The organism is Methylobacillus methanolivorans (assembly GCF_044751345.1).
In the GTDB taxonomy this organism is placed as follows: domain Bacteria; phylum Pseudomonadota; class Gammaproteobacteria; order Burkholderiales; family Methylophilaceae; genus Methylobacillus; species Methylobacillus methanolivorans.
Genome location: NZ_JBIWXY010000001.1, coordinates 401,555 through 427,870, shown reverse-complemented (window position 1 = coordinate 427,870; position 26,316 = coordinate 401,555). Strand labels below are relative to the sequence as shown.

Sequence of the window (26,316 nt, the reverse complement as noted above, 5' to 3'; positions counted from 1 at the left end):
TGAGTAAATATGCCGATAGTATACGGCCTGAGCTGTGGTTTCAGGCACCTCACCCACAAGATCAGCAATTTAAGTCTTGTGTTTATCGCGTATTGCTTCCTTGGATGACTGTACCCATGAAGTCAATTGATCTGCGGGCAGCGGGGGCGAATACAAATAGCCTTGCGCCACAGGATAGCCCAGCTCAAGCAATATATGATGTTGTGCCGGGGTTTCAACCCCCTCTGCCACCACGTGAAGATGCAAGCTCCTGCCGATCTCGAGAATGGCACTACTCAAGGCCTGCGCTGCCTCGTCATGTTCCAGATCAACCACAAAGCTGCGATCAAGCTTGAGTCCAGATACCGGCAGGCGACGCAAATAACTCAAACTGGAATAGCCCGTTCCAAAATCATCGAGGGAAAGCCTGACTCCTAACGCATCTATTGCCTCAATGACTTGCATGACACCTGGAGTGTTGTCCAGCAACATGCTTTCGGTAAGCTCTACAATCAAATCCTTTGGCAATAAGCCATTACTTTCCAGGACGTGGGCAATCAGGCTGGGAAGGTGAACATCCTGAAAGTTGCTTACCGACAGGTTCACGGCAATACAAGGGATAGGCACACCTGTGGCACGCCATGAAGCAAGCTGACGGCATGCCTCGTGCAATACCCAGCGGCTTAGCTCATTGATCAAGCCACACTCCTCCGCCAGTGGAATAAAGCGTGCGGGAGGTATCTCCCCCATGGCAGGATGATTCCAGCGGGCCAAGGCCTCAACGCCATGTAAATCACCTGTGGAAAGCCCCATCTGCGGCTGGTAATGCAGATGCAACTGATTATGCTGCAATGCATCGCGCAGGGCATTCTCGAACATCAAGCGCTCTTGCGCGCGCACATTGATTTCATTGCTAAAAAATCGAGACTGGCCACGACCAGCCTTTTTGGCTTGGTACATCGCCATTTCGGCCCGATGCAGCAATGTCCCTACATCGCGGCCATCCTCGGGAAACATAGCAATCCCGACACTGGCTGACACAGACAAGGAGGAGCGAGCCAACAGCACTGGTTCCATCAGTAAAGTACGAATACGCGCCAAGATATGCTGCACCTGAGCAGCATCACATTGTGGCAATACTAGAACAAAGGCATTGCCAGAAAGGCGCCCCGCCATATCCATGGCGCGCATCCCTTGTTTCAGCTTGGCTGCCACCCGGCATAGCAGTTCATCTCCTGCGGAGCGGCCCAGGGAGTCGTTCACTTTTTTGAAATGATCCATATCCATGACCAGCACAGCAAGCGCCTGCTCATTACGAGCCATGGCCGCTAGCGCCTGCTCAGCCTTGGCATAGAGCAGATTGCGGTTAGGCAAACCTGTTAGCTCATCATAAAAAGCCAACTGCCGGATACGCTGCCTGGAATGCTCGCGCTCCAGCGCCAATGCACAAAGTGCCGTGCAAGCATCGACTAGGAGCGGATGAAAACGCTCGGCAACTGGCCGATTATTTTCATGGAAATAGAATGCAAATGTACCGACCACCATCCCATGAGAATTGCAAATTGGCGTAGACCAGCATGCGGTATAGCCGAGCGGCCATACCATATGGCAAAAAGGTGACCAGCGCGTGTCTGTTTTGATGTCATTGACTTTGACCGTCTCGTTCAACCAGGCTGCCGAGCCACAAGAGCCAACCATCGGACCGACTTCCACCCCGTCCAGCGATTTAGAATAAGCATATGGCAAGCTAGGGGCTGCCAATGGATGCAACTTTCCTGCTGCATCCACCTCAAGAATAGAGGTCGCCATGTCGGGCACGATACGCTCAGCCTCGAGGCAGATAATCTCCAATATTTCCGCCAGGGGCAGCTCTTGCACCATCGCATCCAGGGTTGGCTGTTGCAATGCAGCATATAGCTTCACCTGGGTAATATCCGTCAACGTCGTGACTGTATATTGCCAACAACCTTCCGTACTGGTAACCAAATTGCTGACGATCTTGACCCAGTAACGCTGTTGATCTTGCCCGACTACAATATCTTCCCAGGCGGTGGATTCGCCCGTATCCAATCCCGCGTAATAGGCATACTGCGCAGCATGCTCGGCATCAGGCATCAGTAGCTCGGAAATCGGCCGATTGATTTCATCCAGATGCCACCCCAACATCCGGCTGAACCCGCGATTCACATACACGATATTGCCCTGGGGGTCAGAAATGGCAATGGCAGTATCACTGGCATCAGCCGCCAGTGAAAGCCTATGTAGGCTTTCTTGGTGTTCTCGCTCAGCCTGCAATCGGGCACTGATATCAATCGCCATCTTGAAGATATGCATCACCGTGCCCTGCTCATCCGGCACCGGTATATACGTTGCTTCCAGCCAACGATTGCCAGCGTGATCTATCCGCTCAACCTGCCCTGAGCATACCTCCCCATTACGCAGTCTTGCCCAGAAAGCATCTTCACCGTCACTCCCGGCCAGCGCAGGATAGCAAAAACTGCGATGATGACTTCCTATGACTTCAGTATCCGCATCGCCCAGCAAAGCCCAATAATGGGCATTGGCCCACTGCAATACACCATCAGGGGAGAACTCCGCAATCGCCAAGGCCTGTTCCAGCCCAGCCAATCTCAGGTACGCAGGCACCGCAGGGATATCGGGTAGCTCATTGATATTGTTGGTAGACATGCTCTCTCCAGCAAAGTCATCGTGACACAATCAAACAACTCCCCGAATAATGCTGATCTGCTAAGACTCACACCAACATAGGCACCGGGCCATGTATTTTAAAATGATCATGATCATGGCCGATATCAAACCACAGATACTATGGCACTACATTAGGAAAATCACCTGATCCACACAGGCTGGTGTTCAGTCGCTTCTTTTTATGCGAGCACGAGATTGTGCTGATATCTTGCTGACAGCCCTAAAGCATGACACAGGGCGTTATTTATCTTGATACGCCGTATATTTGGCATTGCTGCCACGCGCCCTGTCGGCGGGATATTTTTTGGCATTAAGGTCTATCTTGTCATTGGCAGCGGCAATCAGGTCTATGCCGCACACCTCGGCGATACGCAGCAGGTAGACAAAGGTGTCCGCAAGCTCATGTCCGATCTCAGTCTTGCGCTCATCACTCAATGTTGCACTTTCAGCCGGGCTATCCCACTGAAAGTGCTCCACCACCTCTGCCGCTTCAACAATCATCGCCATCGCCAGGTTTTTCGGCGTATGAAACTGCGCCCAATCCCGCTCAGCCACAAAGTTGTTCACCCTGGCACGCAAGTTTTCCAGGGAGTCTGCCTCATGACACTCGTCATTCATTGGGTTTTTCCTTGCGGTTGGAACCTGCCACCATCTTGATCTCGAATACCCGGCACTCCAGCGGGCCATTGAATAACGGCGTGCGTTTAGTGGGCGACAAGCGCATAAGCTTGGGCAGGCGCATGTCATTGGTCAGGAAATAGGTATTCCATCCTGCGAATTTCTTCTTTAATGCTTCGCCCATCTTGGGGTAGAGCGCCGCGAGGTCTTCATCTTCACCGATACGCACACCATAAGGTGGGTTGGCAACAAGCACGCCTTCGGCTGCGGGAGGTACAACCTCTGTAAAGTCTCGATGGGCTATCTGCACTGCATCCAGCAAGCCCGCTTGTTGCAGGTTCTGGCGGGTCACCCGCACTGCACGCAAGTCAACATCACTACCATAAATGGCCTGAAAGCTGACAGGTTTGGCACGGTTTTTTACCTGTTTGAGCAAGGATTGCCAGGCACCAGTATTGAAATTCTTCAGACGCTCAAAACCAAAGTGGCGATTGCTACCAGGTGCAATATCCAGGGACATCATTGCGGCTTCCAGCAAAAAAGTACCGCTGCCACACATCGGGTCGAGCAAAGGCATACCTGGCTGCCAGCCGGAAAGCTTGAGTATGCCTGCGGCCAGGTTTTCGCGCAGGGGAGCCTCGATGCTGGCACGACGCAAGCCACGCTGATAGAGTGCCGCGCCTGAGGTATCGACATAGAGCTGATATTCTTCCGCGCCCAGATAGGCATGCACACGCACTTCCGGCTCGCGGGTATCAATAGAGGGCCGACTGCCAACTTCCTCACGGAAGCGGTCACAAATGGCATCCTTGATGCGCAAGGTAGCAAACTCCAGGCTCTTGAGCGGGCATTTCACGCCAGTAACCTTGACCATGAAGTCTTGCTCCACCTCGAACCACTGCGCCCAGTCTATCTTATAGGCGCCTTGGTATAGCTCGTCTTCATTGCTATAGCGCCCCTTGCCCACTTGCAGCAGGATACGTGTGGCAATACGGCTTTCAAGGTTAGCGCGATAACAAAGCAGCATATCCCCGGCAAACCCTACACCGCCATCGGTAGGCTTGATCTGGCGCGCATGCAGGCTTTTTAGCTCATCTTCGAGCAGGGATTCAAGCCCTCGCGGGCAAGTGGCAAAAAACTGATAGTGCATGAAATATCCTGGTCGCGGTTAGGATTCCAGCAACAAGCGGTTGCTGGTACTCGGGTTATGCTCGCGCAAGCGCTCGACGAACTCAAGGAACTCAACCTTGTGCTCAGTTTCAAGTGCCTTGGCACGCACGCGTAATGTGCTCCAGCGCAGGTCGTTGGGCGCACGCTTGAAGCCAAAGACAACCACATTGCCTGGGCGGCCTGTCGGCATCACCAACATGCGACCATGAAAACTGGTCTCTATGCGTTGCAGGTAAGCATCATAATTCTTGTCACTTCCCCAGAGGTTGATGGCGCACATGCCATCCAGCGTCAACGCCTCGAAACAGGAATCAAAGAAATCCTGCGAACATAGCTCTGCTGGCAAGCCGCTGCTGCCAAAAGCATCCATCATGAGCATCGAAGTGGTATTAGGGTGATCACGCAGGAAAGCCACGGCATCACCTTCGATAATCTCGAAGCGCTCATCATTTTCTGGCGTGAGGAAGTGGCTACGTGCCACCTCGATAATGCGCGGGTTGATCTCCACCACCCGTGTTTTCACCTCAGGCAAGTGGTGATAAACGTATTTGGGAATAGAACCTCCGCCCAGGCCCAGCACTACCAGATCGCGCGGTTGCTTCTGGAACAACAGAAATACCATCATGCCGCGCGAATAGCGCAACTCCAGCGCGTAAGGGTCCTTGACGCGCATCGAACTCTGGATTGTGTCAGACCCCAGGTGCAGCGAACGTACGCCATCGACTTCACTGACATCAACGCTATCTTCGTTGGTCACCGCTTTGTGTATGCTGCGTGCAATCTTGCGCCCTACCCTGAACATTAGGCAGCCTCACTTTCTGTTGCCGACTCTGTATGTTCAAGTGCCTTGAAACGGCTTTCCAGCTCAATCAGCAAGGTATCAACCTTCTGGATTTCTATCGTCACGCGCGTCCCCTGAGGCAACTCGGGCATACCGTGCACCTTGGTCATCAGCGGCATGCCGTCGAGGCGCACCAGGCTTTCGCGCCACACAGTAGCACCAATCTCCTGAATATGTTCCTGCAATAGGTATTGCAAGCACCAATAGCGCTCCATGCGTGTCTGGAATTCGTTATAAGCGTTATAAGTCATGTCGAAGTTACGCATCACTACGGCCAGCTCATCACTACCTTGGGCATAAACAGGCTCCTGGCCTTGCACCACGGATACAATTTGACGCTGGTTAACCAGGTCAACCGCACGGCGCAAGGGTGAGGTGCTCCAGCTATACTGGCTAACGCCCAGCCCCTGGTGCGGTTCGGCCTTGACTGTCATATATACCTTGCCACCGTTCTGCGCACGATAAATACCCGGCACATTGTACTCAGCCAACAGGCCGCCCCAATGGCTGTTGGCCTCAATCATGAGCTCGGCCACCAGCTTATCGATAGGCGCACCACGGCGGCGGCCCACAATACGTACCTGGCCATGCTCAACGTAGAAGTTGTAATCCAGCTGGATCGGGCGTGTTGGGTCATACTTGCCACGCGCCTTTTCCAGCGATTCGGCAAGACGGAACAGGAACAGCAAGCGCTGCCAATAAGGATGGCCGCTATCCTGCTCCAGCGTATTCTCATTGAAAAAAGGCTCCAGCGTGTCATGGCGCAAATTCTCGGCCACCTTCACCTGCTCGACGCGGCTTTCTCGCTTGATGATGCTCAAGTCAGGCGCAACATCTAAATAAAGCGAAAGCGCAGGCCGCCACTCGCCCTCATTCAGGCTGAATGGCGTCACCACATCTTCGGGCAGCATGGTGATTTTATTACCTGGCATATACACGGTAGACAGCCGTTGCATCACCACCTGGTCTAGTGGAGTACCAGGAAGTATGCCCAATGCGGGCGCAGCAATATGAATGCCTACACGGGTCACGCCATCTGCCAGCGGCACCAGGGTGAAAGCATCGTCAATCTCTGTGGTTGTACTGTCATCGATACTGAATGCCTCAGCTTCGGCTCGCGGCAAGTCCAGTGGAGCCACTGGCGCATCGAGTGGTGGGAAACCCTGCCCCTCGGCAAAGTATTCGCGCAGGAAAGCACCAAGATGGTAATCGTGCACAGAAGCTATCGCGCCGCAGGAAGCCAGCACGCGTACCACGTGTTCGCCTTGCTCACTCGCTGCCTGCTCCAAAGCCTTCCACTCCAGGGCGTTCTTGTCCGGCTGGTACAGCAAGGCATCGATAACCTTGCTATCGAATTCAGCTGGCAACTGCCCAGCCTTGAGTTGTTCAACGTATTGCGCCACCTTCTCGGCTTGCAAGCGCTTTTTTTCCAGGCCAGCCAAGGCAGCTTGCAAGGTTTCTTCCGGTGCTGCCTTGTAGCGTCCCTTGCCCTTGCGGTAGAAATACATCGGGGCACTGTGCAAGCGAATAGCCACAGCCGCGGCCTGCATAGAGGTCGGCTTGCTACCATAATATTCCTGCGCAAGCTCTTCAAACCCGAACTCCGGTTCGCCGCAACACTCCCACAAAAATGGCACATCCAGGCTTTCAGCCTCGGTACTAGCGCTTTCCATAAAACCCGACAATGCACCTTCGAAACGCATCAATACATTGGCAGACTTGATCTTGGAGCGTTTGCCGGAAATCGCTTCTACTTGGAGAGAGCCTGGGTTTTCCGTCATGACCGAAGCCACCTTGAAACTGCCCTCTTCTTCAAAAAATACGTTCATAATCCTGCTTTTTGGACGTGCCCAGTTGACGGCACGTGATGATTGTCTGTAATTTAGCGCCTATGCATAACGCCGAACGAATGATACATGAGATTGGGCAACGCCCGACCTCATCCCGTGTTGCTGTATTGAATGTCCTGATGGAGTCGGAATTTCCGCTCACCCACCACGAGCTACTGCAAACCTTGACCCAGGAAGCACCTTTTGACCGCGTTACCTTGTATCGCGTGCTTGATTGGCTGGTGGAGTGCAACCTGGTACACCCCATCCTGGGTGATGATCGTGCCAGGCGCTTTCAGCTTACGCAGCGCAATGCCAAGCACCACCACGCCCATTTCGAATGCTCGTCCTGCGGCAAGATTTTTTGCCTGGACGAGGTCAAACCGCGTATTCCCAACAGCGTACCCTCCCATTTTACCGTTGAGTCGGTCGAACTCAATATAAAAGGTCAATGCGACCAGTGTAATTCAGCAAAAAACTGATCTCCAGCTACCCCGGCCCAAGCTAATCACAAGGGCCTGATTTCTTTTTAGCCCCCCTCAACGTCATATCCTGCCACACCCACAATATGCAACACAGTTGCACATTCAATCAAATTCAGCATAAAATGCAACTTTGTTGCACAATTAACTTCATCCATGACAAAACCCGACATCATCAGTATCGACGAACTACTTGCCATGCCTGATGAGCAGTACATGAATGTGCAGCAACTCGCTTTTTTCCAGCACCTACTTGAACAGCAACTTGCGCATATTCATGACAATGCAGCCGAGACGGGCAAGCACCTGAGAGAACAACAAGAACTCCCCGACCCGGCAGATCGGGCCACGCAGGAAGAACTGCATACGCTGGAATTACGCACGCGTGACCGTGAACGCAAACTGGAAAAGAAAATCCATGCCGCATTACAACGTATCAACGACCATGCCTATGGCTATTGCGAAGAAAGTGGCGAGCCTATCGGCCTAAAACGCCTACTGGCTAGGCCAACCGCCACACTCTCCATTGACGCGCAGGAACGCCATGAAAGGCGCGAGCGGCAATTCAGCCATTAATTCACTATTCAAGCGCATTTCAGGAATCATCATGCATACCTCCACCAAACTCCCTGTCACCGTCCTCTCCGGCTTTCTCGGTGCGGGCAAGACCACCCTGCTCAACCACATCCTCAATAACCGCGAGGGCAAACGCGTAGCGGTGATCGTCAATGACATGTCCGAGGTGAATATTGACGCGCAACTGGTACGCGAAGGCGGTGCCGACTTATCGCGCGCAGAAGAAAAACTGGTCGAAATGAGCAATGGCTGTATCTGTTGCACGCTACGAGAAGATTTACTGGTCGAGATCAAGCGCCTCGCAGAGGCAGGGAGATTCGACTATTTGCTGATCGAGTCTACCGGCATCTCCGAACCACTCCCGGTTGCTGAAACCTTTACCTTTCGCGATGAAGATGGCACTAGCCTGTCTGACCTTGCCAGACTGGACACCATGGTAACCGTGGTCGATGCCTTGCATTTCCTGCGCGACTATAGTTCGCGCGATTTGCTGAGAGAACGTGGCTCTTCCATGGGGGAAGAGGATGAGCGTACCGTGGTAGACCTGTTGATTGAGCAAATCGAATTCTGCGACGTCATTATCCTCAACAAGACCGATCTGGTGAGCACCGAGCAATTGCGGCAATTGCATGGCATCCTGAAAACCTTCAACCCACGTGCCCAGATTGTGGAAAGCGCGTTTGGGCGCGTACCACTGGAGCGGGTATTGAACACCGGCTTATTCGACTTTGAACAAGCCCAGGATGCGCCCGGCTGGCTCAAGGAGTTGCGCGGGGAGCATGTGCCGGAAACCGAGCAATACGGCATCACCAGCTTTGTCTACCGTCATCGTCGTCCCTTCCACCCACAACGGTTATGGCAGTGGTTCCAGCAGGAGTGGCCAGGTGTGCTCCGCTCCAAAGGGCACTTTTGGATCGCTAGTCGCCCGGCTTATTGCGGCAACTGGTCGCAAGCAGGCTCTGTGACACGGCACGGTTTGGCAGGCTATTGGTGGACCGCAACGCCCCAAGCCTATTGGCCACAAGATAGTGACTCCTTGGCATTGATACGTGCGCGTTTCGATGGCGAATTCGGTGACCGCCAGCAGGAAATCGTCATCATCGGCATAGACATGGACGAAACTGCATTACGCCATCAATTCGACCAATGTCTGCTCACCGATGATGAGCTCGCGCTGGGCATGAATGGCTGGAGCAGATTTGCTGACCCATTTCCTCTCTGGGACAAACACAATGAAGAGGCAATTGCCTGATTCAAGGTGAAACCAAATCCCGAAACATCGGGCAAATCAGTAGACTGAAACCAGCTAGGGTATAGGCAAGATTTACCTCCAATGCCTCCACTCATTCCTGATGAATGGGCCAGCCTGCGCTGTTCTCGTTTAAAATACCCATGCCGCTCCCATGGCGGCATCGTTAAGTTTTCTATTCAGGTAAGGAACTCCCACGCCATGACGTTGGACCATCGCATCCCCGTGACCTTGTTGACCGGCTTTCTCGGCAGCGGCAAAACCACCTTGCTCAATAAGCTGCTACACAACCCTGGCATGAAAGACACTGCCGTCATCATCAATGAGCTCGGTAGCGCCGGGCTGGATCATATTCTGGCACGCACGGTCGAAAGCCAGCATATCGCCGACAATACTGTCCTGCTGGAATCAGGCTGCCTGTGCTGCACCCTGAGCAACGAGCTGGCAGACACCATGCGCGACCTGTTCTTCAAGCGCCAATTGCAGGCTATTCCCAACTTCTCGCGACTGGTGATAGAAACAACTGGCATGGCAGACCCAGGCCCTATCATGGCCAACCTGCTCAATGAGCCGGTCATTTCATCTACTTACCGCCTGGATGCCGTCGTCGTCACCATTGACAGCACCTACGGCCTGCAACAAATTGCGGAACACGGCGAGGCACGTAAACAAGCTGCCGTAGCCGATGTGCTGCTGATCACCAAGACTGACCTGGCCTCGCCAGAAGGCCTGGAGACATTGACAGAAGCACTGATCAAGCTCAACCCAGGCGCCACCCAATATCGCATTACCCACGGCGACATCGACCCATCCGCGATTATTGATGCCGGACTGTTCAGCCCCAACGGCGCGCAAGCCCAACCGCAACGCTGGCTACGAGCCCCCTCGCGCTCCAAGGCCACGCGTGGCATGCTGCCTCAAGCCGTACATGAGGACGAGATCACCAGCTTTACTGTCACCATGCCTAAGCCATTGACCTGGATTCAATTGGAACCAGTACTGCAATGGCTATGCGCAACCCATGGCGAGCAACTGTTGCGCATGAAAGGCATCATTCATGCAGAAGACCAGCCAGCGCCGCTGGCAGTACATGCGGTGCACCACACACTTTACCCGCCTAACCTGCTGGAAGGCTGGGATGAGGACGAGCCCATTACCCGCATCGTGTTGATTGGCAAAGGGCTGGACGAAATCAAGATTCGTGATGCCTTAATGCAAATTTAGAGTGGTATTGGGATGATTTAAGAAGCAGCGCTTTGTAGCAATCAAACGAGGTGCTAGACAACAAACCTGGCTAGCGGCTGCAATAACTGGCTCTCTTCTTGGCCTATTCCAGATTGAGTCATCATCACCAACTGGCTACGTTGATGCTGGCCCTGCCAATCCCTCAACGGCTCAGGCGTATGCAATACATGTTGCACGCGGTGTACGGCAACAGGGCTTTGCTCTCCCGCAATCTGGAATATCCCCTTGAAGCGTAACAAGCCTGGGTTGTCATACGCACGCAATAACGCAAGCCACTGTTCAAAATCTACTTGGGGAATAGGCTGCTGTAACTCCAGGCTCAGCGTCGTCACCTCGGCGCCATGCGAGGCTGGTGCAGCCAACATTGGCAACCAATGCGGGAAACCATGCTCAACTCCTATGCCAAACAGTAATCCCAAACCTGCTGTATTCACCAGCGCTGTATCCAGCTGGCTAATAGGAGCCATGGCGTTCAATCTGTGCAATTCGGCATGCAACCCCTCACACGCCGGGCTATCAACATCAGCAAGATCGGTTTTCGAGAGCAATATCCGGTCAGCCATTTGTACCTGTTTAACCGCTTCAGGATGCTGCTCCAGTGTCGCAAGTCCCAATAGACTATCTACCACCGTGACCACGCCATCCAATTGGTAAGCCGCAGCCACATAGGCGTCAGTCATCAGCGTATGTAGGATGGGCACAGGATCTGCCAAGCCGCTGGTCTCGATCACCACGCGCTTGAATTGCCGCACACCATTGCGGGAAAAGCGCCAGTGAATGTCTTTCAACGTTTGTTTGAGGTCGCTGCGCAACTGGCAGCACAGGCAACCATTACTCAACTCCACCACCATGGGCTGATCCTGCTGGTGGGCCACCAACAAATGATCCAAACCAACCTCGCCAAACTCATTGACGATCACCAAGGTGTCCTGCACTTGCGGATGGCGTAGCCATTGATTGAGCAAGGAGGTCTTACCTGAGCCGAGGAAACCAGTCAGCACAGTGACAGGCAAGCGCATGGCATCAACCATGAGTCTGCCCCATGTCAGAGCATAATCTCTGCTTGCCAATCATCGTGGCGAGTCGGTAAAGTCCTACGTGTAATTCAGTGTAGTCTGATATTACGAATTGCATGTGCGGCGTACGCTCCCATCCGAACTGCAGCAGGGAGCCTGCCGTCAATTTCACTACCAAGAAAAAGGAAAACATCATGCAAAGCATTATCGCCCTATTGATCCTCGTTGCAGATATTTACGCCATCATCAAGATTATCCAAAGCTCTGCGGATACGGTAAAGAAAATCCTCTGGATTCTTGGCGTACTGATTTTCCCCGTTCTCGGCTTGATTGTCTGGTACTTGGCTGGCCCTGGCAGCAAAACTGACTAACCCACATGACAGGCTGCCAAGCATTGGCTGGGTAGCCTGCCTATTATCTCTCAAGGCCCACACACATGCTCGTGATATTCTCAACCTCGCGCTATAGCGACATCATGCTGTTTGGCGATGTTGCCAAGCAACTCCTTCAACTCATGGGCCACAGCGGCACCATCCCCGGCGCTATCCTGGCAGACGATGTCCCCAAGGCGCTACAAGGCTTGCAACAAGGGCTAAAAAGCTCCACCTCACCAGAAAACACCGAACAAACAGAAGCTGAAGCAGAGCCTATTCATATCAGCCTGAACAAGCGTGCATTACCATTGATAGAATTGTTGCAATCGGCTATCCAGAACCATAGTGACGTCATGTGGAAATAAGTGCGTGTAGCAACACTCCATCAGATATTTAACGCGTAAACTCCTGCCTTATGAATAGCGCCGATTTCCACAATAAATCTTTTATCTTCCTGCTGCTTCTGGTGTCTGCCGGATTGATCGTCATCCTCCTGCCCTTTTATGGCGCAGTGTTCTGGGGGGTGATTCTCTCTATCCTGTTTACGCCTTTATATCGTCAGCTGCTGGTCAAGACTAACAATCGCAAAAACCTCGCAGCGCTCGGCACGCTCACAGCTTGTATCATCATTGTGATCTTGCCGCTAATCATCATTGCCAGCTCGCTGGTACATGAAGGGGCAACGCTGTTCCAGAAAGTGAAGTCAGGCGAAATCAACCCAGCGCTCTACACTCAGGAAATCCTGGATGCTGCGCCAGCGCCTATTCATCGTGTGCTGGAGCGCGTCGGCCTGACGGATGTAAAAAGCTTTCAGGACAAGCTTTCGCAAATCGCCATGCAGGGTAGCCAATTGCTGGCAACCAAGGCGCTGAGTATTGGGCAGAATACCTTCCAGTTTGTGGTTGGCTTTGCTGTCATGTTGTACTTGATGTTTTTCCTGCTACGCGATGGCACGACGCTTTCGATGCGGGTGAAACAAGCCATCCCCCTCAGTGCTGAGCATAAGCGCCACCTGTTCAATAAATTCACCACCGTGATCCGCGCCACAGTCAAAGGCAACATCTTGGTTGCGATAACGCAAGGGGCTTTAGGTGGGTTGATTTTCTGGATACTAGGCATCCAAGCAGCCCTGCTCTGGGCTGTCATCATGGCCTTTCTATCACTTCTGCCCGCCGTGGGTGCAAGCCTGATATGGGCGCCAGTAGCCATCTACTTTCTCGCCACTGGTGCACTGTGGCAAGGCATTACCCTGATTGCATTTGGCGTATTCGTGATTGGCTTGGTAGATAACATCCTGCGTCCGATTTTGGTTGGCAAGGACACCAAGCTACCGGATTACGTCGTACTGATCTCCACACTCGGCGGCATGGCCGTGTTTGGGCTAAATGGCTTCGTCATCGGCCCGCTGATTGCGGCACTATTCATTACCATGTGGGATATTTTTTCTACATCCCGTCCCTTGGACCGGGGTTAAATAGGATTAAATAGCGGCAAAGTCGCTACATGCTTGCAGTCAGCAATACAATCAAAGCGATGCTGACTGCAACCCCGAGCCAGGCGAGCAATCTAGGTTGATAGGCAAGCACTAGCACGACATTGATCGCCGCCACGGAAATCAAGCCTACCCAGATCACCAGCCCCATCGCCAAGCTCCAGCCCTGGATCACAGGCAGCAAGGCGAATGCTAATAAGCTCCAACCCAAGGTCTTGAACAACACTTTCCTGCTGGAGGGCAACTCAGCATCAGCGGTCAATTGGGCATAATGCTTTTGCATGCCCAAGCTTAAGGCCGCCATCCCAGCATAGGCCAGGGTGTAGCCCATCATGACCGCTGTCAAGATTGAAGTATGGCTCACTGGCTGGCCCTCCTCACGCACTTCAACACCTTTGCTATCACCTTCATGCCCTTCCCTCCTTGGGCAAACTTTTTTTACGTGTGGATGGCGTACCACGCATGGCATTGGACACCTTGGGAATAGCCATTGCCAGCAAGAGGCCTATGACCAACATGGTCGCCTCGACGCCAAAGGCAATGCCATCGCCTAGGCGCCAGAACTCCAGTAACGTCGGCAGGCCATTCAGCCAGGCACATAGCGGCAATAAGCAGCACAACATCACCGCCAGCAGGAGTTGGTCGCGCCAGGCCGCCAATGGTTTCCGCAATAGGCCATGCAGCAAACTCACCAGCCAGGTGAGCAGGAATGCACGCACCTCCCAACCTGCACGCCCATCCAGATCGGCTGGCAATAGGCGATTGGCCCAGAAATAAACCAGAATGGCATTGATGCTGCCCATCACAGCAGCAATATTAAGTGCCTCAATCAGGCGGTATACACGAGCACTGGCCGCGCCAAATTCATTCTCCGGCCGTTTGCGGCGTTTGATGGTAAATAAGATCAGGCCTGTGGCAATCAGCCCGCAACTCACCAGCCCGGCGAAGAAATACAGCCAGGAAACTACCCAGCCACCAAACATGGCAACGTGGATGCCAACAAAGCCACGGAATACATAAGCAGAATCACGCCACTTGGTCTGCACACCTAGCAATTCACCTGTCACACCGTTGAAAGCCGCATGATCCGCCACAGCAGAAATCCGCCCTCCGACGCCGGAAAAAAACTCGACCACAGCCGAGGCATCCCCACCATTCTGGATCACCACCCACTCCACAGCACCGAGTGCTTGCTGTGCCTTGGGTAATAAAGTGGCAATATTGATCATGGGCGCTTCCTCAGCGACATACGGGCGCTCAAACGACTGGACTGCATCGGCACGCAAACTACGTGGATTGTCATAAACAGCCTTGATACCCAACGGCAGGAAGACCATTGGCTGCATCACTAAGCCAGTGTAGGTAATCATGAACAGGAAAGGTAACATCATTACCCCTGCCACATTATGTGCATCCAGCCATGAGCGCTGGGATGACGATTGCCGCCGAAACGTGAAAAAATCCTTGAAGATACGCTTATGAATGACCACGCCGCTAATCAAACCAACCAGCATCACCACCGCTGCCAAGCCGACAATAATGGTACCAGTGAGATCAGCCAGCAAGGTGTAGTGAAAATGCGTGAGCATTTCCCCGCCCTCGGTTTCACGCACCTTGAGTGCTTGGCCGGAGTGCGGGTCAAGCACGACTTCATGCGCTTCACCTTTCTTGCGCCAGATAACCTCCAATGTAGGATGATTATCCGAGATAGGACGTATCATCCACATGCTGCCTTTTTCGCGTGGTGCATGCTGCTCCAGGTAAGCCTGGCCCTGATCCAATTGCTCTTGCATGCTAGGCATAGGCAAAGAGTGATCGACTCTCGCCTCGGGCTGCATCCAGTGCGTGATGCTATGCTCAAACACTGCCATACTGCCAGTCAGGAAAATGGCAAACAATAGCCAGCCCAGGTACAACCCAAACCAAGCATGCAGCCAGGCCATGGAAAGAGAGAATGTCTTTTTCATTGTAGCCACCTGGCCAATCCCAACAATACCGCCAACATCAGTGCAACCAGGATGATCCAACCCCAGGCACGCAAGGCGCTGCGGGCAGCAAAAGCCCAGATCATCACCAGGCAATACACCACCCACGGTAACAACACGCCATAGAAAACCGCATCAGCCCGGTGACCCGGCCACCACAGTACCCACAACAAGTTGAACAAGGCCGTCAACAGATAGCCACCGACAAACGCCGCCAGCACCCGTAAGCCGATATCCATAGATGGCTTCATGGCTGCGACACCTCTGCATTAAACTTATCGGAGCGCCCCATAAAAAACTCCACCGCCCGGATACTACCCGTCCACATTGCCGTGCCATGGTTTTCACCTACCTGCAATTGATAGAAAGTGCTCAAGCCGTGTGGCTTGGCCTGCTGTAAACGGCTCGCCAATTCCCGTGTGGCATCGACCATCTGCCGCCGTTGCGTGGATGTATTGCCTGGAGCTGTCGCATCAGTTGCGACAGGCCTTCCCTGTTCGAGCCCACCCACCATCAACAACAACCGTGAGTGGGATAAATCAAGTGAAGATGCAGCCATGAAAGCTTGCTCTTCGGTCAGGATGAACTGCTTGTTCCACCAGATGGAAGGGCTAGAGGCAATATAAACCTGAAACGCCTGTGGGCGCGTGAACAAGGTATGCAACGTCAACAGGCCACCGTAGGAATGCCCAAACAAAGCCTGCTGCTGAGGGTTGATATGAACCTCCTTGGCAATCAGGGGCTTCAACTCCTGCTCAACAAAATCCAGAAAGCGGTCTGCCCCACCCTGCCTGGGTGCACGTTGGTCGCCAGTATCAGAAAGATCAGGGGCTGGCGGCGTCAAATCCTCAGCGCGGGACACCTCATCCAGCATCCTCTGAGTGGGATAACCTATACCCACTACCACTGCCGGCGTGATACCGGTAGCCTCGCGCCGTTGCGATTGCCCATGCACCAACATGGAAACCGGGTAAAACAAGACATTGCCATCCAGCACATAAATAACGGGGAAACCCTCAGGAGGCGGCTCAACAGCCGGCTTGGAGATAAAAATGCGGTAGGTCTGGCCTGTGGCTGCTGACCGAATATCCTGCTGCTGCGCGATAGGCAAGGTTGCTACCCGCCAGTCGCTCGCATCCTCAGCAATACTAGTGCAAGATTGTATTGCCCATAAATACAAGAGACCCGCAAACAAAATAGGCTTGAATTTCACAATGACTCACCCATAAAAAAAGCGATTGCCTGCTACTCGCGGACAATCGCTCTGGATCACATTACCAGTTGTACTTCAGGGTAGCATTCACGACGCGGCCGGAGCCGTAATAGCAAGCACCTAGACCAGTACAAGTTGTCACGTACAGTCGGTCTGTCAAATTACTGGCATTGATTGCAAACTCTGCGCCAGAATATCCTACAGACTTCAAGTTATAGCGAACTGCAGCATCATAGGTTGTATAGGAGTCTGTATGCAGATATGGATTATCAGCTGGCCCTACTGCACGAGCAGCACCGTAAGACCCGCCAACATATCGAGCACCAAGCCCAATATTTAACCCATCAAGATAACCGGTAGTGAAAGTGTAATTAGCCCATAGTGATGACATGTGCTTAGCGACTTGAGGAATAGCGGCTCCATTTACCTCGGTAGCTGTATTACTCTTGGTGATTTCACTATCCATGTAGGTATAGCTACCAAGCAAGCTAATATTCTTCGTTAGCTCAGCTTTGCCTTCAAGCTCAACGCCTCGAATCCTTGCCTCTCCAACCTGGGAATAACAAGTATTGTCTGCACTGTTTACACAAGTCGCACCGGTTGAGACCATACGATTTTCTTGTGTCAGTTCATACACTGAAGCACTGACCAAGCTATTACTGCCGGGCGGTTGATACTTAACCCCCGCTTCATATTGATTTCCCTTGATAGGTTTAACAGCCACGTCATTCAACATGGCTACTCCCAGAGGCCCTGGATCAAATGAAGTGGAGTAACTGATGAAAGGTGCCAAGCCATTATCAAACAAATACAGCGCACCTGTGCGCCAAGTAAAAGAGTGGTCGTTGAATCCCTCCCGACGATGCCCATAAGTCGACGATGTAGCACTCATCGTATTATCAAAATAATCGTAACGCCCACCTACACTAAACCGCCACTTATCCCATGCTAACTGCTCTTGAACATACACTCCAGTTTGCTTTTGATCGGCATCCTGACGCATCGTACTTACCGTGACATTATAATTTCCTGCACTTGTCGGGCCTGGATTAAATAATGAAATTGAGCTTGCGGTTCCATTACCTCTTTTGTTCTGCCAATTGAAGCGTTGCGCATCCATCCCCAAAAGAAGGGTATGTTGCAACTCACCAGTCGCAAAATCGGCTTGTAGTTGATTATCAATCGACACTCCTTCTGAGTTGCCCTCTCCCAAAGTGGATCTACGATCGAACAAGCCATTAGTTTCATTACCTCTAGAAATACCTCCTATGACAGATTTATAGGTATTTTCTACACTGGTATACCGTACTTTTTGACGGAACTGCCATGTATCACTAAAGCGATGATCAAACTCCCAACCTACCGCTGACTGCTCACGATCATAAGTATTCCAATCCTTGTCACCATAAAAGGTGTCACGACTCAGACGTCGTCCAATCACTGAGTTAAATGCGGCAGTGCCATAATATGGGAGAAACTGAAAGGTTGAACCGCCCTTGTCGCGCTGATACTGCGCCAGCAATGTCAAGCTGGTCTTATCTGAAATCTGCCAAAGCAGACTTGGCGCAAAATAGGTACGTTGCAGATCATTATGTTTGATCTGGGAGCCACCATCGTTGAAAGAGCCTACTAATCTGAATAATACTGACTGATCGTCAGCCAGGCTTCCGCCAATATCGAATGCTGCCTTATATTGGTCAAAACTACCGCCTTGCAAACGCACTTCGTTGACCTGATTTGCTGTTGGACGCTTACTCACAAGATTAATCATGCCGCCAGGAGTGATCTGACCATATATGGCGGCTGAAGGACCTTTCAATACCTCTACCCGCTCAAGACCATAATTATCAAAAGTTGCACGGTTCCATTGACCACCGGCCTGGACCTTGAGCCCATCAAGGAAAAGAGTGGAGGTTCCGCTATCAGTTTCCAAGCCACCCTTAAATCCTCGAATAGAGTAACTATCTGCGCGGCTATCCATACCACCGACCTCTGAACGAACACCAGCAGTATAGGCAATTGCCTCATTCAAGGTCTGCGCATTACGGTCATCCAGCTCCTTGCGGTCAACAACCGAAATAGATTGTGGCGTTTCTACAATAGGGGTGTCGGTCTTGGTGGCACTTTTGGTTTTTTTAGCAACATAGCTTGTTGCCTCTTTATTGACCTTACCACCAACGACAGCAACTTCGGGTAATACGGAATTATCACGATCGGCTGCGATAGCAGGCATTGCAAATAATGCGCTGACCACAAGATAAACAAGTTTTGGCTTCTGAACTGCCAATATTGGAGTGTGCTTCATTGCTTTTCCCTGAATGAAAAGCAGCGATTTTATTAAAAATCATTCTCAATAATATTAGCGAATGATAATTTTTACATTTTATTTACACTTTGTTGGGCTAAGCCGTGCAAAAAAACAACACTTCTAAAACAGAGATAAATTATTTGCCGATGTAGCTGACTTAGCCGCTCTTCTTCTACGCCACTTTTTCACTGGGGGAAACTGTTCTTCGTGAGGCAACGCATCAGCAAAAAGCGACTGCTGAACGGGGAACATATCCTCTTGTCCTTGCCACCCGCGCATCTCAGGCCTGAGCTCGCACTCCACCCTGACATCAGATTTTGGTACACAACAGCACGGCAAGATTTCGTCGGCAGCAATGAATGCCAATGGCTGCTCAAGGTATTGCACCTCGCCATCAAGTAGGCGTACCCGGCAAATGCCACAATATCCGCCCCGGCACTGGTATTCCACTTCGTGGCCTGTACGCTCCAGGCCATCGAGCAACGTTTCGTGCGAAATGAGGTTAAAGCTGGTGTGCTGGGTACGGACTGTGCTCAAAGCTCGAAATCACCGAGGTCGTCAGAGCTGACCTCAGAATCAATCTGGCCGATGAGGTAGGAGCTCAACTCCACTTCCTGCGGCGCCACTTGTACGGTATCGGACGCCAACCAGGTATTGATCCAGGGGATAGGATTACTCTTGGCATTTGGAAACGCAGGCGCCAGGCCAACCGCTGTCATGCGGTTATTGGTGATGTACTCGACATACTGACAGAGAATGTCCTTGTTGAGGCCGATCATGGAACCGTCCTTGAACAGGTACTCTGCCCATTTCTTTTCCTGCTCCGCAGCATTCTTGAACATGTCGAAGCACTCCTGCTGCAACTCTGCGGCAATCTCAGCAAACTCCGTGTCATCCTGGCCATTGCGCATGATATTAAGCATGTGCTGGGTGCCAGTTAGATGCAGCGCTTCGTCACGCGCAATTAGGCGAATGATCTTGGCATTGCCTTCCATCACCTTGCGCTCAGCAAAGGCAAACGAGCAGGCAAAGCTGACATAAAAGCGGATCGCCTCCAGGATATTGACGCTCATCAGGCAACGGTAGAGCAGTTTTTTCAGTTCATGCAGGTTGACCGACTTGACCTCGCCATTGATCACATGATCACCCTCGCCTAGCTGCGAATACAGCATGGAGTAGTGAATCAGATCATCGTAATAACTCGAGATGTCGCTAGCGCGCGCTACGATGTTTTCATTGCGCACAATATCGTCAAAGATCAGTGAGGGATCAGAAACGATGTTGCGGATGATATGGGTATAAGAGCGCGAGTGGATGGTCTCGGAGAAAGCCCAGGTTTCGATCCAGGTTTCCAGCTCTGGCAACGAGACCAATGGCAACAACGCCACGTTAGGGCTACGTCCCTGGATAGAATCCAGCAGCGTCTGATACTTCAGGTTGCTGATGAAGATATGCTTTTCATGGTCAGGCAAACCCTGGTAGTCGATACGATCTTGCGATACGTCGACTTCTTCCGGACGCCAGAAGAACGACAGCTGCTTTTCGATCAGCTTCTCGAATACCGGATATTTCTGCTGGTCGTAACGCGCGACATTGACCGGCTGACCGAAAAACATCGGCTCCTTGAGTTGCTCGTTATCGACCTTGGAAAAAATGCTGTATGCCATGATTTGTCTCTATATTCTTCAATCAGGGCGGCGTGCCTGCCGCCCCATCCTTCACCTGCTTGCTAGATCTTGCAAGCACCGCTGGCGCAACCGTCATCTTCCGCCTCGCTACCGCCTTCGCTCGCCCCATCGCGAGTGTTGTGGTAGTAGAGGGTTTTGACGCCAAGCTTGTAAGCCTGCAACAAATCCTTGAGCAACTGCTTCATCGGCACCTTGCCGCCCTCGAAGCGCTTGGGATCGTAGTTGGTATTGGAAGAAATCGACTGATCGACAAACTTCTGCATGATGCCCACCAGCTTGAGATAGCCATCATTATTCGGCAGCGACCACAGCAACTGGTATTGATGGCGCAGGCGCTCGATCTCGGGCACCACTTGGCGCAGGATGCCATCCTTGGATTGCTTGACCGACACCAAGCCACGCGGTGGCTCAATGCCGTTGGTCGCATTGGCGATCTGGCTGGAAGTCTCGGAAGGCATCAGCGCAGTCAATGTGGAGTTGCGCAAACCATTCGCGACGATATCCTTGCGCAGTTGCTCCCAATCCAGCTGCAATGCCTCGTTACATACGGCATCCAGGTCTTTCTTGTAAGTGTCGATCGGCAAGATGCCTTGCGCATAGGTTGTTTCATTAAACGCACCACAAGGACCGAATTCACGCGCAAGCTGTACCGAGGCTTTCAACAGGTAATACTGGATCGCCTCAAAGGTGCGATGGGTCAACCCTAGCGCCGCTTCATCGGTGTAGCCAGTGCTATTCTTGGCAAGGTAATAAGCGTAATTGATCACGCCTACGCCAAGCGAGCGACGCTTGTCAGTGGCATTGAGTGCCGCCTTGACCGGGTAATCCTGATACTCCAGCAAGGCATCCAGCGCACGCACCACAAGGTCGGCCAAGCCTTCCAATTCACCGAGGTTTTCCAACGCACCAAGGTTAAAGGCGGACAAGGTGCACAAGGCAATCTCGCCCTGCTCGTCATTGATATCTTCAAGCGGGTGTGTAGGCAGTGCGATTTCCATACATAGGTTGGATTGGCGCACCGGGGCCAGCTTCGGGTTGAACGGGCTGTGAGTGTTGCAATGGTCGACGTTCTGGATATAAATGCGGCCCGTGCCTGCGCGCTCCTGCATCAGCAAGGAAAACAGGTCCACTGCTGGCAAGCTACGCTTGCGGATGCTGTCATCAGCTTCGTATTGCGTATACAGGCGCTCAAACTCATCCTGGTCGGCAAAGAAAGCATCATAAAGCCCTGGTACATCGTGCGGTGAGAACAGTGTGATGTCGCCACCCTTGATCAGGCGCTGATAGAGCAAACGGTTGATCTGCACGCCGTAATCAAGATGGCGTACACGATTTTCTTCCACGCCGCGGTTGTTCTTCAATACCAGCAGTGATTCAACTTCCAGGTGCCACAGAGGATAGAACAAGGTTGCCGCACCGCCACGCACGCCACCCTGCGAACAAGATTTTACTGCGGCCTGGAACAGTTTATAGAAAGGCAAGCAGCCAGTATGCTGCGCCTCGCCACCACGGATCTCACTGCCCAATGCGCGGATGCGGCCTGCATTCACGCCAATCCCAGCACGTTGCGAAACATACTTCACAATCGCGCTGGTTGTCGCATTGATACTATCCAGGCTGTCGTCGCACTCAATCAGCACGCAGGAGCTGAACTGGCGGGTCGGTGTACGCACACCGGACATGATGGGCGTAGGCAGGGAAATCTTGAAGGTGGATACCGCATCGTAGAAGCGCTTGATGTATTCCAGGCGCGCCTTACCCTCATACTTGGCAAACAAGCACATTGCCACCAGGATGTAGAGGAACTGTGGGCTCTCGTAGATCTTCTTGGTCACCCGGTTTTGCACCAGGTATTTGCCTTCCAGCTGCTTCACGGCAGCGTAAGAGAAATTCATATCGCGCCAATGGTCGATATGACTGTTCAGCTCGTCAAACTCTTCGCGGCTGTAATCAGCCAGAAGGTGCTGATCGTACTTGCCCATCTCGGTAAGCTTGGTGACGTGGTCAAACAAATGCGGCGGCTCAAACTGGCCGTAGGCGATCTTGCGCAGGTGGAAAATGGAAAGGCGTGCGGCAAGGTACTGGTAATCCGGCGTCTCTTCTGAGATCAAGTCAGCGGCGGACTTAATAATGGTTTCATGAATGACATCGGTACGAATTCCGTCATAGAACTGGATGTGCGACTTCAGCTCGACCTGCGATACCGATACATTGTCCAGTCCCTGTGCCGCCCAATCGATCACACGATGGATCTTGTCCAAGTTGATCGGCTCACGACGACCATCCCGCTTGGTGGCATTCATGGATTCATACTGTGTCATCTAAGGCTCCCTGTCAGGAAGCAAGGTGTCTCCATGCCCTGGCGACCAGACTCCCGGTCAAGCCTACATGCATGGAGTCAGCAAAATGAACTGCTTCGCGGCATTGGCCACGATAGCTATCTGCTGAGGACACCCCGCCTCAAACGTTATGAAAATAATCTACGGCAGGTTTCCTGGCTTCCGGGTCTCCGCAGTTTGCCAGCCTTCCCAGGCCCTACACTCACAGGCCTAGTGGCTATCAATATGGCACACCACTCTCCAGTTACAGTTGCGGGGGCAGCTGCGGTTTAAACAGGCCTAAACCCGTTCATCGCATTCCCTTTTCTCGACTGAATCGAACCGCTGTCGAACACCGTAGTGGGATGGAATATAGCTCAATAAAATGTGCTTGTGTAGACTACAAAACACTATATATTGATTTTTTGAGGTATATGCAGGATTTTTAAGGAGAAATTTTTTGAAGAATTTTCTAGCCATCTCTGCATCATGAATTGAGCTATCATGAAACGATATTTTCGCCAAGATGGGCGCGTAAAAATGGGGAATAAAAAGACCTACCATGAAACCAGCCATCACTCCCGAACCTAGCCGTGCAGAGATTGAGCAAATACCGGGTGCGTTACTGCTTGAATTTGGCGCGAGTTGGTGTGGCTTTTGCCAGCGTGCACAGCCGCTGCTGAACAGCGCGCTACAGTTTCACCCCACGCTGCGCCACGAGCGCATAGAAGATGGCCCTGGCAAGCGGCTGGGCCGCAGCTTCCGCATTAAGCTGTGGCCCACCCTGATCTTGCTGCACAATGGCGTAGAAATTGGTCGTGTAGTGCGGCCGGAGAGCGTGGAAGCGATCACCACGCTACTCCAGGCACACCAGTCGCCTGATTAAGCAGCCAATTCAGTACGCAACTGCTTGGCCACCTGCACCATATTATCCAGTGCGGTACGCGTTTCTGCCCAGCCGCGGGTCTTGAGGCCGCAATCCGGGTTAACCCATAACTGCGCAAGAGGCACGACACTAGCCGCACGGCGCAACAATGCCTCGATTTCAGCAATCGTCGGCACACGGGGGGAATGAATGTCGTATACACCGGGGCCAATGTCGTTCGGGTAAGCAAACTCGCCAAAACCATCCAGCAGCTCCATGTGCGAACGCGAAGTCTCGATGGTGATCACATCCGCATCCATGGCTGCAATGGCAGGCAGAATGTCATTGAACTCCGAATAGCACATATGCGTATGGATTTGGGTGTCATCCTCGGCCACGCTGGCACTAAGCTTGAATGCCCTCACTGCCCAATCCAGGTATTGCTTCCATTCGGCCTGTTGTAGCGGCAAGCCTTCACGCAGCGCTGGCTCGTCGATCTGGATAATGCCAATACCGGCCTGCTGCAAGTCATCCACCTCGTCACGTATTGCCAATGCAAGCTGCATTGCTGTGGATTGGCGTGGTTGATCGTCTCGGACAAACGACCATTGCAGCATCGTCACCGGGCCAGTGAGCATACCCTTGACCGGGCGGCTGGTGAGCGATTGAGCATAACGCGCCGTTTCTACCGTCATCGGCTGCGGGCGATAAACATCCCCATAAATCACAGGCGGTTTGACGCAACGGGAGCCATAGCTCTGCACCCAGCCATATTGGGTAAACGCGTAGCCAGCCAGCTGCTCGCCAAAATACTCCACCATATCGTTGCGCTCGGCTTCACCATGCACGAGCACATCAATATCCAGTGCCTCCTGCTCGCGAATAGCGAATTCGATATGCTGCTGCATATCCTGCTGATAACGATCGGTCGATAGCTTGCCCTGCTTGAAAGCAGCTCGACTGGCGCGAATATCCGCGGTCTGCGGGAAGGAACCTATGGTCGTGGTTGGCAATGCAGGCAGATTGTAGCGAGCTTGCTGCACGGCCTTGCGCTCAGCAAAGGCACGATGACGCTCTGGGTTGATTTTATCCAAGGCAGTAATTCTGGCCTGCACATCCGCATTGTGTACCCGGCTGGAGGTCCGGCGTGATTGCACGGCAGCATCAGATGCGGCCAGCTCGCTGGCGATGCTCCCTTCGCCTTCATTCAAGGCACGCGCCAAGGTGGCAACTTCGGCAATTTTTTCATCCGCAAAGGCCAACCAGTGCTTGATTTCTGGATCAAGGTTTTCTTCATGAGCCAAGGTCACGGGGGTATGCAACAACGAGCAACTTGGTGCCACCCATAAGCGATCACCGAGCTTTTGCGCCAGTGTTTGCAGGATATCGAGGCTGCGGCGCAGATCATTGCGCCAGATATTGCGGCCATCGACTACCCCTGCCGATAACACCCAGTGCCCAGGCAAGGCATTGAGCCAAGGTGCCAGTTGTTCAGGCGCACGTACCAGGTCAAGATGAATACCATCGACCGGCAGGCCAGTAATAAAACCTTGATAGCGAGACACATTGGCAAAATAAGTAGCCAGCAGAATCTTCGGGCGTTGCGTGCGCAACCAGGCATAAGCACGCTCAAATGCCTTCAGCCACTGATCATCAAGATCTAGCGCCAACACTGGCTCATCGATCTGCAACCATTCAATCTTGCGATGGTAGAGCTCACGCAACAGATAAGCATATTGCTCTGCCAACCCATCGAGCAATTGCAAGCGGTCACGATCCCTGGCCTTGCTCAGGTACAGCAGGCTGACTGGCCCCAACAACACTGGCTTGACCGTTTTGCCTTGCGCCTGTGCTTCATCCAGGCGGCTGAGGAATTCGTGGGCATTGATGGAAAACCGCGTGTCTGCGCTCAACTCCGGCACGATATAGTGATAGTTGGTATCAAACCACTTGGTCATTTCCATCGCAGGCTGGCTGGCATTACCTCGCGCCAAGGCAAAATATTGCTCCTCCGACAATACTCCCCTTTGAAAGCCAAAACGCTCCGGCACTGCGCCAAACATCACGGCATGATCCAGCACGTGATCGTAAAACGTGAAATCACCAGCGGTGATAAAGCCCAAGCCTGCCTGCTTTTGCCAATGCTGTTCACGCAACCCCTTGCCTACTTCCTGCAAACCTGTCGCATTGAGCTCCCCTTTCCAGAATGCCTCTTGGGCAAACTTGAGTGCGCGTTTCTCGCCGATACGCGGATATCCCAGAATATGTGCAATTGCCATGCTTGAATCCCTTGCTTGAATGATGTGTATGAGTTGATTGAAAAAGTGCAGGAATTTTCACGGATGCAATAAATTTAAAA

23 protein-coding genes and 1 riboswitch are annotated in these 26,316 nt (G+C 52.5%); of the genes, 8 read left to right on the top strand and 15 right to left on the bottom strand.

The features are described 5' to 3' along the window. Positions 1 to 69 precede the first annotated feature (69 nt). From ACIKP9_RS02050 to ACIKP9_RS02030, 5 genes are all read right to left on the bottom strand, one after another. A complete protein-coding gene (locus ACIKP9_RS02050; RefSeq protein ID WP_400878634.1) occupies positions 70 to 2,667 on the bottom strand; it encodes a bifunctional diguanylate cyclase/phosphodiesterase in 2,598 nt (865 codons plus the stop codon). A gap of 261 nt (positions 2,668 to 2,928) precedes the next feature. Further along, on the bottom strand, positions 2,929 to 3,306 hold the full coding sequence (locus tag ACIKP9_RS02045) for a nucleotide pyrophosphohydrolase (RefSeq protein WP_400878631.1): 378 nt from the start codon (positions 3,304 to 3,306) through the stop codon (positions 2,929 to 2,931). Further along, positions 3,299 to 4,456, bottom strand: a complete 1,158-nt coding sequence (locus tag ACIKP9_RS02040) for a THUMP domain-containing class I SAM-dependent RNA methyltransferase (protein ID WP_400878628.1) — start codon at positions 4,454 to 4,456, stop codon at positions 3,299 to 3,301. The genes ACIKP9_RS02045 and ACIKP9_RS02040 overlap by 8 nt, the downstream gene beginning before the upstream one ends. 18 nt (positions 4,457 to 4,474) lie before the next feature. Continuing rightward, positions 4,475 to 5,278 carry a polyamine aminopropyltransferase gene (locus ACIKP9_RS02035; RefSeq protein WP_400878626.1) on the bottom strand — a complete coding sequence of 268 codons (804 nt, stop codon included), beginning with the start codon at positions 5,276 to 5,278 and terminating at the stop codon, positions 4,475 to 4,477. After that, positions 5,278 to 7,146 carry a ribonuclease catalytic domain-containing protein gene (locus tag ACIKP9_RS02030; RefSeq protein WP_400878623.1) on the bottom strand — a complete coding sequence of 623 codons (1,869 nt, stop codon included), beginning with the start codon at positions 7,144 to 7,146 and terminating at the stop codon, positions 5,278 to 5,280. The genes ACIKP9_RS02035 and ACIKP9_RS02030 overlap by 1 nt, the downstream gene beginning before the upstream one ends. An 80-nt stretch (positions 7,147 to 7,226) precedes the next feature. On the opposite strand from ACIKP9_RS02030, the gene ACIKP9_RS02025 reads away from it, so the two are divergent. The 4 genes from ACIKP9_RS02025 to ACIKP9_RS02010 all read left to right on the top strand — a co-directional run bounded on the left by ACIKP9_RS02025 (position 7,227) and on the right by ACIKP9_RS02010 (position 10,677). Beyond that, positions 7,227 to 7,628, top strand: a complete 402-nt coding sequence (locus tag ACIKP9_RS02025) for a Fur family transcriptional regulator (protein WP_230346993.1) — start codon at positions 7,227 to 7,229, stop codon at positions 7,626 to 7,628. Positions 7,629 to 7,784: 156 nt separating this feature from the next. Further along, positions 7,785 to 8,204, top strand: a complete 420-nt coding sequence (gene dksA / locus ACIKP9_RS02020) for an RNA polymerase-binding protein DksA (RefSeq protein ID WP_230346992.1) — start codon at positions 7,785 to 7,787, stop codon at positions 8,202 to 8,204. A gap of 31 nt (positions 8,205 to 8,235) precedes the next feature. Further along, positions 8,236 to 9,456, top strand: a complete 1,221-nt coding sequence (gene zigA, locus ACIKP9_RS02015; RefSeq protein WP_400878619.1) for a zinc metallochaperone GTPase ZigA — start codon at positions 8,236 to 8,238, stop codon at positions 9,454 to 9,456. A gap of 198 nt (positions 9,457 to 9,654) precedes the next feature. Continuing rightward, positions 9,655 to 10,677 carry a CobW family GTP-binding protein gene (locus ACIKP9_RS02010; protein ID WP_400878616.1) on the top strand — a complete coding sequence of 341 codons (1,023 nt, stop codon included), beginning with the start codon at positions 9,655 to 9,657 and terminating at the stop codon, positions 10,675 to 10,677. 53 nt (positions 10,678 to 10,730) lie between these two features. Here ACIKP9_RS02010 and ACIKP9_RS02005 read toward each other — a convergent pair whose 3' ends face one another. Further along, positions 10,731 to 11,729, bottom strand: coding sequence for a CobW family GTP-binding protein (locus ACIKP9_RS02005; RefSeq protein ID WP_400878614.1), 999 nt, complete (start codon positions 11,727 to 11,729; stop codon positions 10,731 to 10,733). Positions 11,730 to 11,908: 179 nt separating this feature from the next. Here ACIKP9_RS02005 and ACIKP9_RS02000 point away from each other — a divergent pair, with 179 nt between their 5' ends. The 3 genes from ACIKP9_RS02000 (at position 11,909) to ACIKP9_RS01990 (ending at position 13,562) form a co-directional block, all read left to right on the top strand. Continuing rightward, positions 11,909 to 12,085: a PLD nuclease N-terminal domain-containing protein gene (locus ACIKP9_RS02000; RefSeq protein ID WP_400878611.1), complete on the top strand. Its 177-nt coding sequence runs from the start codon at positions 11,909 to 11,911 to the stop codon at positions 12,083 to 12,085. A gap of 65 nt (positions 12,086 to 12,150) precedes the next feature. Then, positions 12,151 to 12,453: a DUF1840 domain-containing protein gene (locus tag ACIKP9_RS01995; RefSeq protein ID WP_400878608.1), complete on the top strand. Its 303-nt coding sequence runs from the start codon at positions 12,151 to 12,153 to the stop codon at positions 12,451 to 12,453. Positions 12,454 to 12,503: 50 nt separating this feature from the next. Beyond that, positions 12,504 to 13,562: an AI-2E family transporter gene (locus ACIKP9_RS01990; RefSeq protein WP_400878605.1), complete on the top strand. Its 1,059-nt coding sequence runs from the start codon at positions 12,504 to 12,506 to the stop codon at positions 13,560 to 13,562. Between the two features lie 25 nt (positions 13,563 to 13,587). On the opposite strand, the gene ACIKP9_RS01985 is transcribed toward ACIKP9_RS01990, so the two are convergent. The 8 genes from ACIKP9_RS01985 to nrdA all read right to left on the bottom strand — a co-directional run bounded on the left by ACIKP9_RS01985 (position 13,588) and on the right by nrdA (position 23,095). Then, positions 13,588 to 13,944: a DUF3325 domain-containing protein gene (locus tag ACIKP9_RS01985; RefSeq protein ID WP_400878603.1), complete on the bottom strand. Its 357-nt coding sequence runs from the start codon at positions 13,942 to 13,944 to the stop codon at positions 13,588 to 13,590. A 43-nt stretch (positions 13,945 to 13,987) separates the two neighbouring features. After that, positions 13,988 to 15,547: a PepSY-associated TM helix domain-containing protein gene (locus ACIKP9_RS01980; protein WP_400878600.1), complete on the bottom strand. Its 1,560-nt coding sequence runs from the start codon at positions 15,545 to 15,547 to the stop codon at positions 13,988 to 13,990. Then, positions 15,544 to 15,816, bottom strand: coding sequence for a hypothetical protein (locus tag ACIKP9_RS01975; protein ID WP_400878597.1), 273 nt, complete (start codon positions 15,814 to 15,816; stop codon positions 15,544 to 15,546). The genes ACIKP9_RS01980 and ACIKP9_RS01975 overlap by 4 nt, the downstream gene beginning before the upstream one ends. Then, a complete protein-coding gene (locus tag ACIKP9_RS01970; protein ID WP_400878594.1) occupies positions 15,813 to 16,778 on the bottom strand; it encodes an alpha/beta hydrolase in 966 nt (321 codons plus the stop codon). The genes ACIKP9_RS01975 and ACIKP9_RS01970 overlap by 4 nt, the downstream gene beginning before the upstream one ends. Positions 16,779 to 16,839: 61 nt before the next feature. Further along, entirely contained in the window at positions 16,840 to 19,083 is a 2,244-nt protein-coding gene (locus ACIKP9_RS01965) for a TonB-dependent siderophore receptor (RefSeq protein ID WP_400878591.1), read from the bottom strand. Between the two features lie 123 nt (positions 19,084 to 19,206). After that, entirely contained in the window at positions 19,207 to 19,623 is a 417-nt protein-coding gene (yfaE, locus tag ACIKP9_RS01960; RefSeq protein ID WP_400878588.1) for a class I ribonucleotide reductase maintenance protein YfaE, read from the bottom strand. After that, positions 19,620 to 20,753 (bottom strand): class Ia ribonucleoside-diphosphate reductase subunit beta, encoded by a 1,134-nt coding sequence (gene nrdB / locus ACIKP9_RS01955; RefSeq protein WP_400878586.1) that lies wholly within the window; start codon positions 20,751 to 20,753, stop codon positions 19,620 to 19,622. The genes yfaE and nrdB overlap by 4 nt, the downstream gene beginning before the upstream one ends. 62 nt (positions 20,754 to 20,815) lie before the next feature. Then, entirely contained in the window at positions 20,816 to 23,095 is a 2,280-nt protein-coding gene (gene nrdA, locus ACIKP9_RS01950; protein ID WP_400878583.1) for a class 1a ribonucleoside-diphosphate reductase subunit alpha, read from the bottom strand. A 146-nt stretch (positions 23,096 to 23,241) separates the two neighbouring features. Next, positions 23,242 to 23,467, bottom strand: a riboswitch (cobalamin riboswitch). Between the two features lie 187 nt (positions 23,468 to 23,654). Between nrdA and ACIKP9_RS01945 the strand changes: the two genes are divergently transcribed. Beyond that, the gene (locus tag ACIKP9_RS01945) at positions 23,655 to 23,978 is read left to right on the top strand and encodes a thioredoxin family protein (RefSeq protein ID WP_400878581.1); all 324 of its coding nucleotides are present in this window, start codon (positions 23,655 to 23,657) and stop codon (positions 23,976 to 23,978) included. Here the strand turns inward: ACIKP9_RS01945 and metE are convergent. Beyond that, positions 23,975 to 26,236, bottom strand: a complete 2,262-nt coding sequence (metE, locus tag ACIKP9_RS01940) for a 5-methyltetrahydropteroyltriglutamate--homocysteine S-methyltransferase (RefSeq protein WP_400878578.1) — start codon at positions 26,234 to 26,236, stop codon at positions 23,975 to 23,977. The genes ACIKP9_RS01945 and metE overlap by 4 nt on opposite strands. Positions 26,237 to 26,316: the final 80 nt, after the last annotated feature.

Excerpts from the sequence above, each read along its gene's own strand:
- ACIKP9_RS02050 (WP_400878634.1), bottom strand. The coding sequence starts at position 2,667 with ATGTCTACCAACAATATCAATGAGCTACCCGATATCCCTGCGGTGCCT.
- ACIKP9_RS02045 (WP_400878631.1), bottom strand. The coding sequence starts at position 3,306 with ATGAATGACGAGTGTCATGAGGCAGACTCCCTGGAAAACTTGCGTGCC.
- ACIKP9_RS02040 (WP_400878628.1), bottom strand. The coding sequence starts at position 4,456 with ATGCACTATCAGTTTTTTGCCACTTGCCCGCGAGGGCTTGAATCCCTG.
- ACIKP9_RS02035 (WP_400878626.1), bottom strand. The coding sequence starts at position 5,278 with ATGTTCAGGGTAGGGCGCAAGATTGCACGCAGCATACACAAAGCGGTG.
- ACIKP9_RS02030 (WP_400878623.1), bottom strand. The coding sequence starts at position 7,146 with ATGAACGTATTTTTTGAAGAAGAGGGCAGTTTCAAGGTGGCTTCGGTC.
- ACIKP9_RS02025 (WP_230346993.1), top strand. The coding sequence starts at position 7,227 with ATGATACATGAGATTGGGCAACGCCCGACCTCATCCCGTGTTGCTGTA.
- dksA (WP_230346992.1), top strand. The coding sequence starts at position 7,785 with ATGACAAAACCCGACATCATCAGTATCGACGAACTACTTGCCATGCCT.
- zigA (WP_400878619.1), top strand. The coding sequence starts at position 8,236 with ATGCATACCTCCACCAAACTCCCTGTCACCGTCCTCTCCGGCTTTCTC.
- ACIKP9_RS02010 (WP_400878616.1), top strand. The coding sequence starts at position 9,655 with ATGACGTTGGACCATCGCATCCCCGTGACCTTGTTGACCGGCTTTCTC.
- ACIKP9_RS02005 (WP_400878614.1), bottom strand. The coding sequence starts at position 11,729 with ATGGTTGATGCCATGCGCTTGCCTGTCACTGTGCTGACTGGTTTCCTC.
- ACIKP9_RS02000 (WP_400878611.1), top strand. The coding sequence starts at position 11,909 with ATGCAAAGCATTATCGCCCTATTGATCCTCGTTGCAGATATTTACGCC.
- ACIKP9_RS01995 (WP_400878608.1), top strand. The coding sequence starts at position 12,151 with ATGCTCGTGATATTCTCAACCTCGCGCTATAGCGACATCATGCTGTTT.
- ACIKP9_RS01990 (WP_400878605.1), top strand. The coding sequence starts at position 12,504 with ATGAATAGCGCCGATTTCCACAATAAATCTTTTATCTTCCTGCTGCTT.
- ACIKP9_RS01980 (WP_400878600.1), bottom strand. The coding sequence starts at position 15,547 with ATGAAAAAGACATTCTCTCTTTCCATGGCCTGGCTGCATGCTTGGTTT.
- ACIKP9_RS01975 (WP_400878597.1), bottom strand. The coding sequence starts at position 15,816 with ATGAAGCCATCTATGGATATCGGCTTACGGGTGCTGGCGGCGTTTGTC.
- ACIKP9_RS01965 (WP_400878591.1), bottom strand. The coding sequence starts at position 19,083 with ATGAAGCACACTCCAATATTGGCAGTTCAGAAGCCAAAACTTGTTTAT.
- nrdB (WP_400878586.1), bottom strand. The coding sequence starts at position 20,753 with ATGGCATACAGCATTTTTTCCAAGGTCGATAACGAGCAACTCAAGGAG.
- nrdA (WP_400878583.1), bottom strand. The coding sequence starts at position 23,095 with ATGACACAGTATGAATCCATGAATGCCACCAAGCGGGATGGTCGTCGT.
- ACIKP9_RS01945 (WP_400878581.1), top strand. The coding sequence starts at position 23,655 with ATGAAACCAGCCATCACTCCCGAACCTAGCCGTGCAGAGATTGAGCAA.
- metE (WP_400878578.1), bottom strand. The coding sequence starts at position 26,236 with ATGGCAATTGCACATATTCTGGGATATCCGCGTATCGGCGAGAAACGC.